This window comes from Variovorax sp. YR752 (assembly GCF_943372545.1).
The window spans coordinates 1-10,958 of the sequence record NZ_CALRZC010000261.1; the positions used below are offsets into that span (position 1 = coordinate 1).

Here is a 10,958-nt window from a genome sequence, read left to right on the forward strand (position 1 = left end):
CCACCGCGTCGCGGCCGGCCAGCGCGGCGGCGATGCGTGCAACCTGCAGCGCCAGCCAGGGCGCTCGCGCCGAGCCGATGCCCAGCGCCACGCAGGCACTGCACAGGGCCTCGAGCACGGCATCGTCGGCGCGCACCCGGGCGTGAACGGCCCTCGCCCGCGTGACGTCGTCGCGCGTGGGCAAGTCCGGCGTGTCGCTCTGAACATCACGCCAGCCGAGTTCCGTCAGATCGAGCCGGAAGGCCAGCCGCTCGGCGAGCACCGCGCAGAGCGGATCGTCGTCGGCACCACCTTCGTCGAAGGCGACGACGCCGAAGCGCGTGGCGAGCGTGGCCTCGATGCCGTCGCGCGCCACCTGCACCTCGCCGCGGTCGATGGCGGCCGCGAGGCGCGCCGCGGTGCCGGCCGGGATGCGTTCGGCCATCGGCAACAGCAGCACGCCACCGTCGACTTCGGCCAGCAGGCCGCGCTGCGCCACCGGCCGGCCCGAGCGCAACGTGGCCGGCAGGTCGAGGCCGCCGAGCAGGCGTTCATCGCCGATGCCATGCGGCATGCGGCGCAGCGGCGTGCCCTCGGGCAGCAACTCCGTCAACAAGGACAGCCAGCGATCGCGCACCGGCCCCGCGCCGCAGCGCAGCGACACGCCGCCCAGCGCCGCCGGCGCCACGGCGAACAGCGCCGCGGCGAGCGATGCGTCACGCCAGGCGGCTGCACTGGCTTCGTTCATGCGCCGAACTGCTCGGCCAGCACACGCTCCACGCGCACCGTCGAGCCGGCCTCGTCGAGCGGGTCGCGGCGCAGGCGATGGCGCAGCGCCGGCGTGGCGACGCGGCGCAGGTGCACATCGCCGACATGATCGTCGCCCTCGAACGCGGCCAGCGCCCGCGCCGCGCGGATCAGCGTCAACTCGCCGCGCAAGCCATCGGTGCCGAGCGCCATGCACAGTGTCGCGGCACGCTCCAGCGCGGCGTCGCTGGCTTCCACGCTGGCCACACGCTCGCGTGCCTTGACGATTCGCCGGCGCAGTTTCTCCTCGTCCTTCTGCCACTGCGCGACGAAGGCCTCGGGGTCGCGCTCGAAGCGGTCGCGCCGGCGCACCACCTCGACGCGCGTGGCGATGTCCGTCGGCGTGCGCACCTCGACCGACAGGCCGAAGCGGTCGAGCAGTTGCGGGCGCAGCTCGCCCTCCTCCGGGTTGCCGCTGCCAACCAGCACGAAGCGCGCCGGGTGGCGCACGCTCAGGCCTTCGCGCTCGACCACGTTCTCGCCGGACGCCGCCACGTCAATCAGCAGGTCGACCAGGTGGTCCTCCAGCAGGTTGACCTCGTCGATGTAGAGGAAGCCGCGGTTGGCACGCGCCAGCAGGCCCGGCTCGAAGGCCTTGACGCCGTGGGCGAGCGCCTTCTCCAGGTCGAGCGCGCCGACCACGCGGTCTTCGGTCGCGCCCAGCGGCAGGTCGACCACCGGCACCGGCACCTTGTGCGACTTCAGCGCAGCCCCGCCGGCCAGCCGGGCGCGGCAGTCGGCGCAGGGCGAAGCCGGGTCGCAGTGGTAGGCACAACCGAGCACGCCAGACATCTTCGGCAGCAGCGCGGCCAGCGCACGCACCGCGGTGGACTTGCCGGTGCCGCGATCACCGAACACCAGCACGCCGCCCACGCTCGGATCGATCGCCGCGATCAGGATCGCCAGCTTCATTTCGTCCTGTCCGACCAGCGCGGAAAACGGGAACGTCCAGCCCATCGCCTCTCCTTCGGCCACCTGGGCCTTGTCAACGTACGCTGACAGAACTCAGCGATCGCTTGGGGAGACACTGTAGCGCGAGCGCGCCGAAGCGCGAAGCACGGTGGCTCAGTCGCGGCGGGCCAGCAACGTGTGACGCTCGCGCAGCTCGCGCTTGAGCACCTTGCCGATCGCGCTGCGCGGCAGTTCGTCGACGAGGTGCAGCGCGGCCAGCCGCTGCGTCTTGCCGACGCGGGCGTTGAGCCAGTCGCGCAGCGCCTCGGGCGCATCGACATGTGCCTCGCGGCGCACGACGAAAGCCACCGGCGTCTCGCCCCATTGCGCCGACGGCACACCGACCACCGCGGCGTCGGCCACCGCCGGGTGCTCGCGCAACTGCGCCTCGAGGTCGCTCGGGTAGATGTTGAAGCCGCCGGAGATGATCATGTCCTTGCGGCGGTCCAGCAGGATCAGGAAGCCGTCGGCGTCGAAGCGGCCGACGTCGCCGGTGCGGATGAAGCGCTTGCCGGTCGCATCGAGCCACTCCGCCTCGCGCGTCGCTTCCGGACGACGGTGATAGCCGACCATCATGCCGGGCGAATGGCCGACGACCTCGCCGGTGGCACCCGAGGGCAGTTCGCATCCGTTCTCGTCGATCAGGCGCATGTCGGTGCCCGGCGCGGGCCGGCCGACGGTGTGCAACTTGTCAGGATGGACATGCGCCTCGAGCAGGCAGGTGCCACCGCCTTCGGTCATGCCGTAGAACTCGACCAGGCCGCCGGGCCAGCGTTTCAGCACGTCGGCCTTCAGCGCCGCGGAGAACGGTGCGCTGGTGCAGAACTTCATGCGGAAGGCCGACAGGTCGACATCATCGAAGCGCTCGTGCGCCATCAGCCGCTGGTATTGCACCGGCACCAGCATCGTGTGCGTGGCGCGCACACGCTCGGCCAGTTGCAGATAACCGAGCGCGTCGAACTTCGGCATCAGCACCACCTGAGCGCCGAACGCCAGCGACGGGAAGAACACCACCAGCGTGGTGTTCGAGTACAGCGGCGTGGCCAGCAGCGTCACCGCGCCCGGCCCGTAGCCATAGGGCACGCCGCGGCGCACGTGGGCCCAGCGCATGCCGTGCGGCTGCACGATGCCCTTGGGCTCGCCGGTGGTGCCTGAGGAATAGATGATGTTGAAGGGCGAGTCGGGCTGGATGTCGACCGACCGCGGCGCCAAGCCCGGCGGCGCGAGCCAACCGTCGAGATCGGCATCGAGGCGCGTCATCGGCAGTTCGACGCTGGCGAAATCGCCCGCCGTGCCCGCATCGACGAACAGCTTCCTGGCCTGCGCATCGGCCAGCATGCGTTCCAGGCTCGCCGGCGTGCTGCCCGGCGCCAGCGGCGCCACCACCACGCCGGCGCGCAGCGCACCGAGGAACACCACGGCCTGCGCCACCGAGGGCGTGGCGCACAGCGCGATCGCCTCGCCGCTCGCCAGGCCGTCGCGCTGCAGGGCCGCGGCGACGCGGTCCATCAGCGCGTCGAGTTCGGCGTAGCTCAAGGAGGTGGCATCGTCGGCCAGCGCCAGCGCGGCGGGCCGGTCCAGCGCATGACGGCGGATGCACTCCGCGATGGTGGCGAAGGGCGTCTCGGCGATCATTCCCGCTGCTATACCATGCCTGCTGACGAAGGAGATCGATGATGGCGACCAAGCATGCCGCATTCCAGTGGGACGACCCCCTGCTGCTCGACCAGCAGCTCACCGATGACGAACGCGCCGTGCGCGACGCCGCACGCGACTACTGCCAGGGCCGCCTCGCGCCGCGCATCCTCGAGGCCTTCCGCCACGAGAAGACCGACCCGGCGATCTTCCGCGAGATGGGCGAGCTCGGCCTGCTCGGGCCGACCATTCCCGAAGCTTTCGGCGGCGCCGGCCTCAACTACGTGTGCTACGGCCTGATCGCCCGCGAGGTCGAGCGTGTCGACTCCGGCTACCGCTCGATGATGAGCGTGCAGAGTTCGCTGGTGATGGTGCCGATCAACGAGTTCGGCAACGACGCGACGAAGCAGAAGTACCTGCCCAAGCTTGCCAGCGGCCAGTGGATCGGCTGCTTCGGCCTGACTGAGCCCAACCATGGCTCCGACCCCGGCAGCATGATCACCCGGGCGAAGAAGGTCGACGGCGGCTACGAGCTCAGCGGCTCGAAGATGTGGATCAGCAACAGCCCGATCGCCGACGTGTTCGTCGTCTGGGCCAAGGACGACGGCGGGCAGATCCGCGGCTTCGTGCTCGAGAAAGGCTGGAAGGGCCTGAGTGCGCCGGCGGTGCACGGCAAGGTCGGCCTGCGCGCCTCGATCACCGGCGAGATCGTCATGGACCGCGTGTTCTGCCCCGAGGAGAACGCCTTCCCCGAGGTGCGCGGGCTGAAGGGCCCGTTCACGTGCCTGAACAGCGCGCGCTACGGCATCGCCTGGGGTGCGCTCGGCGCGGCCGAGGACTGCTTCACCCGCGCCCGCCAGTACGTGCTCGACCGCCAGCAGTTCGGCCGGCCGCTGGCCGCCAACCAGCTGATCCAGAAGAAGCTGGCCGACATGGAGACCGAGATCACGCTCGGCCTGCAGGGCTGCCTGCGCCTGGGCCGCATGAAGGACGAAGGCACCGCCTCGGTCGAGGTCACCTCGATCATGAAGCGCAACAGCTGCGGCAAGGCGCTGGACATCGCCCGTATGGCACGCGACATGATGGGCGGCAACGGCATCAGCGACGAGTTCGGCGTGGCGCGCCACCTGGTCAACCTCGAGGTGGTCAACACCTACGAGGGCACGCACGACGTGCACGCGCTGATCCTCGGCCGGGCGATCACCGGCATCGCGGCTTTCGCCAACTGAAGCGGAACGGGCGCGCGTGATCCCCTGGCTGCGCGGCCCGCACGACGCGCTGCCCGACACGCGGCGCGCGTTGCCGCCCGGCTCCGACGCGCCGGGGCTGCTGGCCGCCGGCGGCGAGCTGACCCCCGAGCGCCTCACCGAGGCCTACTCCAAGGGTGTGTTCCCCTGGTACAGCGAAGGCCAGCCGGTGCTGTGGTGGTCGCCCGACCCGCGCATGGTTCTGCTGACGGACGAGTTCCGCCTCAAGCGCTCGCTGCGCAAGACGATCGCGAAGTTCATCCGCCCGGCCGGCTGCGAGATCCGCATCGACTCGGACTTCCGTCGCGTCATCACCGCCTGCGCCGGCACGCCGCGCGAAGGCCAGGACGGCACCTGGATCGTGCCGGAGATGGTCGAGGCCTACGTGGCCTGGCACCGCCTCGGCGTGGTGCACAGCGTCGAGACCTGGATCGACGGCGAACTCGCCGGCGGCCTGTACGGCATCAACCTCGGCCGCATGTTCTTTGGCGAGTCGATGTTCTCGCACCGCACCGATGCGTCGAAGATCGCACTGGCCGCGCTGGTGTGCTTCTGCCGCGCGCACGGCGTGGCGATGATCGACTGCCAGCAGCGCACCGGGCACCTGGCTTCGCTGGGGGGGCGCGAGCTTCCGCGCGCCGAGTTCGAGCGGCGCCTGTCCCTTGCTCTGGGGGCCGAGCCGATCGTCGATTGGTCCTATGATCCTTCCCTGTGGCGCCAGCTGGGATTCGGCGCCGATGCCGAGCAGGACACCGGCCCGTGACGCACCCGAAAGAGCTTCCGCTCGCCTCGCTGCAGTTCTACGCCACCGCACCGTATCCGTGCAGCTACGTGGCTGGCCGCATGGCACGCTCGCAGGTGGCCACGCCCAGCCACCTGATCCACGCCGACGCCTACTCCGGCCTGGTGGCCAACGGCTTCCGCCGCAGCGGCATGTTCACCTACCGCCCCTACTGCGATGGCTGCCGCGCCTGCGTGCCCCTGCGTGTGCCGGTGGCGAGCTTCCAGCCGACGCGCAGCCAGCGCCGCGCGTGGAAGCAGCATGCGAACCTGAAGTCTCGCGTGCTGCGCCTGTGCTTCGTTCCCGAGCATTACCAGCTCTACCTGCGCTACCAGGCCGGTCGGCACAGCGGCGGCGGCATGGACCATGACTCGATCGACCAGTACACCCAGTTCCTGCTGCAAAGCCGCGTCAACAGCCGGCTGGTCGAGTTCCGCGAACCCACCGACGACGGCTCGCTCGGCGCGCTGAAGATGGTCTCGATCCTCGACATCCTCAATGACGGGCTGTCGGCGGTCTACACCTTCTACGAGCCGGAAGCACGAGCCAGCTACGGCACCTACAACGTGCTGTGGCAGATCGAGCAGACGCGGGCCTTGAAGCTGCCGCATGTGTACCTCGGCTACTGGATCGATGGCAGCGAGAAGATGGCCTACAAGGCGCAGTTCGCGCCGCACGAGTTGCTGATCGACGGGCGCTGGCAAGCGATGGCACCGGACAGCACCACCGGCGCCGTGCGGGGCTCCTGAGCGCGCCCCGGCGCTCTCAGCGACCGCGCAGCGACAGTCGCGCCAGCACCTCGTCGGCAATCGCGAGGCTGGCTGTCAGACCGGGCGATTCGATCCCGAACAGGTTGACCAACCCGGCCAGGCCGTGTTCGGCCGGCCCTTGCAGCACGAAGTCGCCGGCCGGCTCGCCAGGCCCCTGCAACTTGGGCCGCACGCCGCTGTAGGCGGGTAGCAGCGCACCGTCGCGCAGCTCGGGCCAGTAGCGGCGGATCTCGGCGTAGAAGCCGTCGGCGCGCGACGGCTCGACGCGGTAGTCGATGTCATCCGGCGCGCCGGGCTCGAGCCACTGCACGTCGGGGCCGAAGCGCGCCTGGCCGGCCAGGTCCAGCGTGAGGTGCACGCCGAGGCCGGCCTGCTCGGGCACTGGATAGATCAGGCGGCTGAAGGGCGCGCGGCCCGCCAGCGAGAAGTAGTTGCCCTTGGCGTGGAAGGCGGTCGGCACGTGCTGCGCGGCGAGCCCGTGCATCGCGCCGGCCAGCGCAGGCGCCCACAGCCCGGCCGCATTGACGACGATGCGCGCGGCGATCGGCATCGGCGTTTCGCCGCCGACCTCCACCACATGCCCGGCCTCAGCGCAACGCAGCGCGAGCGCCGGCGACTGCAGCGCCAGCGCACCGCCGGCAGCTTCCAGGTCACCTTGCAGCGCCAGCATCAGCCCATGGCTGTCGACGATGCCCGTCTCGGGCGACAGCAGTGCCGCGGTGCAACGCAGTGCCGGTTCGAGCGCATGCGCGGCATCGGCGTCCAGCCACTGCAGCAGCACGCCATTGGCCGCGGCCTTGGCGCGCACGGCCTCCAGCGACCCGTGCTGCTGCGTCGACGTGGCGACCACGAGCTTGCCGCAGCGGCGATGGGCTACGCCGTGCGCCTCGCAGAAGGCGTACAGCATCTCGCGACCCTGCACGCACAGCCTGGCCTTCATCGAGCCGGCCGGGTAGTACAGGCCGGCGTGGATCACCTCGCTGTTGCGCGAACTGGTGCCGGTGCCGATCGCGTTCGCGCGCTCGAGCACCACGGTCTCCAACCCCTGCCGCGCCAGCGCGCGCCCGATGGCGAGACCGACCACACCCGCCCCGATCACCAGGGCATCGACGCTGTCCATCGCTGCGCACTCTCCCGTGCCAAAAGCAAACGGCCGGGTGGAAGGCCCGGCCGAATCTGCTGTTCTGTGCTTGTCTGTGTGGATCGGTGGTGGGCGGCGAGGGTTTCGAACCCCCGACCCCCGCAGTGTGAATGCGATGCTCTACCCCTGAGCTAGCCGCCCTCGCGATCCGCAGAGCCTTGGATTATGCCACAGCGGCTTCGGCCGGCTTCCAGATCGTCTTGCCGCCGCTGGCCTTGTCCAGCTCGGCGATGAGCTTCGCATGCGCCTCGGCCTCGGCCGCATCGGCGCAGACCACCGGCAGATCGAAGCGCGACAGGTCGATCGCCTCGATGGCGACTTCGGCGGAAGCGGCTTCGACCTCGTCGATGACCAGCGAGTCTTGCCCGCGCGTCATTCGGATGTAGACCTCGGCGAGCAGCCCTGCGTCGAGCAGCGCACCGTGCAGGCTGCGGCTGGCGTTGTCGACCTCGAGCCGCTTGCACAGCGCGTCCAGCGAGTTCGACTTGCCAGGGAACATCTCGCGCGCCATCAGCAGCGTGTCGGTGATCTGCCCGACCTGCGCCTCGAACACGGGCCGGCCGAGGCGGCGCAACTCGGCATTGAGGAATCCGATGTCGAAAGCGGCGTTGTGGATCAGGATCTCCGCGCCGGCAAGGTAGTCCATCAGTTCGTCGACCACCGCCGCGAACAGCGGCTTGTCGGCGAGGAACTCGTCGGTCAGTCCGTGCACCTTGACCGCGTCCTCGTGGCTGGCGCGTTCGGGGTTCAGGTAGAAGTGCAGGTTGCGGCCGGACAGGCGCCGGTTGAGCATCTCCACGCAGCCGATCTCGATGATGCGGTCGCCGGAGTCGGCGTTCAAGCCGGTGGTTTCGGTGTCGAGGAAGATCTGGCGCATGGTGTTCAGGCTCCCGCTTGTCGTGCGCCGCGCAGCCACAGCCACAGACCGGCCGCCACCATCGGCACGCACAGCCACTGGCCCATGCTCATGTTCAGCGCCAGCAGGCCGAGGAAGGCGTCGGGCTCGCGGAAGTACTCGGCGGTGAAGCGGAACACGCCATAGCCGATCAGGAACAACCCGGCCACCTGCCCTCGCCCGCGCTCCTTGCGGCCGTACAGCCACAGGATCACGAACAGCAGCAGACCTTCGAGCAGGAACTGGTACAGCGGCGACGGGTGCCGCGGCAGCATGCTGCCGGACTGCGGGAAGGCCATCGCCCAGGGCAGGCTGGCATCGGCCTCGCGCCCCCACAACTCGCCGTTGATGAAGTTGCCGATGCGGCCGGAGGCCAGGCCTGTCGGCACCGCCGGCGCGATCAGGTCCATCACCTGCAGGAAGGGCCGCGGGCGCATGCGCGCAAACAACGCCATCGCGGCGATCACGCCGAGCAAGCCGCCGTGGAAGGCCATGCCGCCCTTCCAGACCGCGAACACCTCGAGCGGGTGTGCGGCGTAGTAGCCGGGCTTGTAGAACAACACGTAGCCGAGCCGGCCGCCGATCACCACGCCGAGCACGCCGTAGAACAGCAGGTCCTCGACGTCGCGACGCGTCCAGCCCGCCTGCGCGAAGTGCGGCAGCGCCGCCCGGCGGCCGGCCAGCCACAGGAACAGCCCGAAGGCGACCAGGTAGGTGATGCCGTACCAGTGGATGGCGACCGGCCCGAGCTGCAAGGCGATGGGGCTGAACTGCGGGTGGACGAGCATGGGGGCGTGATTGCGGAAACAGTGCGAACGATACCGCAGGGTCTGCCGGCGCTAGCGATGGGCCTCGACGAAGCGAGCGAAGCGCTGCACCGCCGGCGGCGCATCCGGCCGCCACACCAGGCTGGTCTCGGCGCGCGGCGCGCCATCGGCCAGCGCCGCAGGCAAGTCCCGGTAGACGATGCCGGGCCGCTGCAGCGAACGCATCGCCTGCGGCACCAGCGCCAGGCCGAGCCCGGCCGACACCAGGTTGACGATGGTCTGCATCTGGATCGCCTCCTGGGCGATCACCGGCGTCACGCCGTGCCGGTGGTAGAAGGCCAGCACCGCGTCGTACAGCGAGGGCGCGATCGCACGCGGGAAGATCACCAGCGGCTCGCGCAGCAGCGCAGCCGCCGCCAGACGCTTCGGCGCCGACTCGGGCAGCGCCAGCACCAGCGGCTCGACACCGAGCGACAGGCGCTGCAGCGACGGCGGCAGCGCGATGCCCGGCGCGTGCAGCACGAAGCCGGCATCGAGCTCGTGCGCCGCGAAGGCCTCGAGCTGCACGTCGCCGGTGGCCTCGCGCAGCTCGATCGTGATGCCCGGCTGCGCCTCGCGGAAGGCGCGCAGCCACAGCGGCAGGGGACCGAAGGCGATCGTCGAGACGAAACCGAGCCGGATGCGGCCGACCTCGCCCTGTGCCGCATCGCGCGCGCGGCCGGGCAGCGCGGCGGCCAGCTGCAGCAGCTGCCGCGCCGGTTCGACCAGCGCCGCGCCGGCCGGCGTCAGCGCGACGCTGCGCCGCGTGCGCTCGAACAGCAGCACGCCGAGGCGGCGCTCGAGCTGCTGGATGGCCTGCGTCAGCGGCGGCTGCGTCATGTGCAAGGACTGCGCGGCGCGGCCGAAGTGCAGCGTCTCGGCCAGGGCGAGGAACTGCCGCCACACGCGCAGCTCGATGTCGGTCGTGGCAGTGCCTTCGGCTTTCATATGCGCAGCATATCAATCCGAGCGTCCGGATCGATTGGACGCACGCTCGTGCCGGGCCGATACTTCGTCTCCCCGCCGAAGGAGTGACCGATGAAGATCAACCGCCGTTCCGCCAACATCACCGAGGGCACCGCCCGCGCGCCGAACCGCTCGATGTACTACGCGCTGGGCTACGAGGAAGGCGACTTCAAGAAGCCGATGATCGGCGTGGCCAACGGCCACTCGACGATCACGCCGTGCAACTCCGGGCTGCAGCGCCTGGCCGACGCCGCAGTGATTGGCCTGAAGGAAGCCGGCGCCAACCCGCAGATCTTCGGCACCCCGACCATCAGCGACGGCATGGCGATGGGCACCGAGGGCATGAAGTACTCGCTGGTGTCGCGCGAGGTGATTGCCGACTGCGTCGAGACCTGCGTCGGCGGCCAGTGGATGGACGGTGTGATGGTCATCGGCGGCTGCGACAAGAACATGCCCGGCGGCATGATGGGCATGCTGCGCGCCAACGTGCCGGCGATCTACATCTACGGCGGCACCATCCTGCCGGGCCGCTACAAGGGCCAGGACCTGAACATCGTCAGCGTGTTCGAGGCGGTCGGCCAGTTCTCCGCCGGCAAGATGAGCGAGGAGGACTTCTGCCAGATCGAGCGCCGTGCGATTCCCGGCAGCGGCTCCTGCGGCGGCATGTACACCGCCAACACGATGAGCTCGGCCTTCGAGGCGCTCGGCCTGTCGCTGCCCTATGCGTCGACGATGGCCAACGTCGAGGGCGAGATCGTCTCGATGGTCGAGCGTGCCGCCAGGGTGCTGGTCGAGGCAGTGAAGAACGACATCAAGCCGCGCGACATCGTGACGAAGAAGGCGATCGAGAACGCGGTGGCGGTGATCATGGCCACCGGCGGCTCGACCAACGCGGTGCTGCATTTCCTCGCCATTGCGCACGCCGCCGGCGTCGAGTGGACGATCGACGACTTCGAGCGTGTGCGCCAGCGCACGCCGGT

10 protein-coding genes, 1 tRNA gene and 1 pseudogene are annotated in these 10,958 nt (G+C 70.0%); 4 read left to right on the forward strand and 8 right to left on the reverse strand.

The features are described from left to right. The 3 genes and pseudogenes from bchD to AAG801_RS35985 form a co-directional block, all read right to left on the reverse strand. Positions 1-727: pseudogene (gene bchD / locus AAG801_RS35975) on the reverse strand (magnesium chelatase ATPase subunit D); the annotation flags it as partial. Beyond that, entirely contained in the window at positions 724-1,743 is a 1,020-nt protein-coding gene (gene bchI / locus AAG801_RS35980) for a magnesium chelatase ATPase subunit I (RefSeq protein WP_341892726.1), read from the reverse strand. The pseudogene bchD and the gene bchI, both read right to left, overlap by 4 nt. 108 nt (positions 1,744-1,851) lie before the next feature. After that, positions 1,852-3,384, reverse strand: coding sequence for a class I adenylate-forming enzyme family protein (locus AAG801_RS35985; RefSeq protein WP_341892735.1), 1,533 nt, complete (start codon positions 3,382-3,384; stop codon positions 1,852-1,854). 29 nt (positions 3,385-3,413) lie between these two features. On the opposite strand from AAG801_RS35985, the gene AAG801_RS35990 reads away from it, so the two are divergent. Genes AAG801_RS35990 through AAG801_RS36000 form a run of 3 tightly spaced genes read left to right on the forward strand, consistent with a single transcriptional unit; the run spans position 3,414 to position 6,149 of the window. Further along, complete coding sequence (locus tag AAG801_RS35990; RefSeq protein ID WP_341892727.1) at positions 3,414-4,601, forward strand: acyl-CoA dehydrogenase; 1,188 nt, start codon at positions 3,414-3,416, stop codon at positions 4,599-4,601. Positions 4,602-4,617: 16 nt separating this feature from the next. Further along, positions 4,618-5,382 (forward strand): leucyl/phenylalanyl-tRNA--protein transferase, encoded by a 765-nt coding sequence (gene aat, locus AAG801_RS35995; protein WP_341892728.1) that lies wholly within the window; start codon positions 4,618-4,620, stop codon positions 5,380-5,382. Further along, the gene (locus tag AAG801_RS36000) at positions 5,379-6,149 is read left to right on the forward strand and encodes an arginyltransferase (RefSeq protein ID WP_341892729.1); all 771 of its coding nucleotides are present in this window, start codon (positions 5,379-5,381) and stop codon (positions 6,147-6,149) included. Before aat ends, AAG801_RS36000 begins: the two co-directional genes overlap by 4 nt. Before the next feature lie 16 nt (positions 6,150-6,165). On the opposite strand, the gene AAG801_RS36005 is transcribed toward AAG801_RS36000, so the two are convergent. From AAG801_RS36005 to AAG801_RS36025, 5 genes are all read right to left on the reverse strand, one after another. Then, positions 6,166-7,290, reverse strand: coding sequence for an NAD(P)/FAD-dependent oxidoreductase (locus AAG801_RS36005; protein ID WP_341892730.1), 1,125 nt, complete (start codon positions 7,288-7,290; stop codon positions 6,166-6,168). Between the two features lie 87 nt (positions 7,291-7,377). Further along, positions 7,378-7,452, reverse strand: a tRNA-Val gene (locus AAG801_RS36010). 22 nt (positions 7,453-7,474) lie between these two features. Continuing rightward, entirely contained in the window at positions 7,475-8,188 is a 714-nt protein-coding gene (dnaQ, locus tag AAG801_RS36015; protein WP_341892731.1) for a DNA polymerase III subunit epsilon, read from the reverse strand. A gap of 5 nt (positions 8,189-8,193) precedes the next feature. Then, a complete protein-coding gene (lgt, locus tag AAG801_RS36020) occupies positions 8,194-8,994 on the reverse strand; it encodes a prolipoprotein diacylglyceryl transferase (RefSeq protein ID WP_341892732.1) in 801 nt (266 codons plus the stop codon). A gap of 51 nt (positions 8,995-9,045) precedes the next feature. Then, positions 9,046-9,960, reverse strand: coding sequence for a LysR family transcriptional regulator (locus AAG801_RS36025; protein WP_341892733.1), 915 nt, complete (start codon positions 9,958-9,960; stop codon positions 9,046-9,048). Between the two features lie 90 nt (positions 9,961-10,050). Here AAG801_RS36025 and AAG801_RS36030 point away from each other — a divergent pair. Then, a partial coding sequence (locus AAG801_RS36030) for a dihydroxy-acid dehydratase (RefSeq protein WP_341892734.1) occupies positions 10,051-10,958 on the forward strand: 908 nt, incomplete at its 3' end.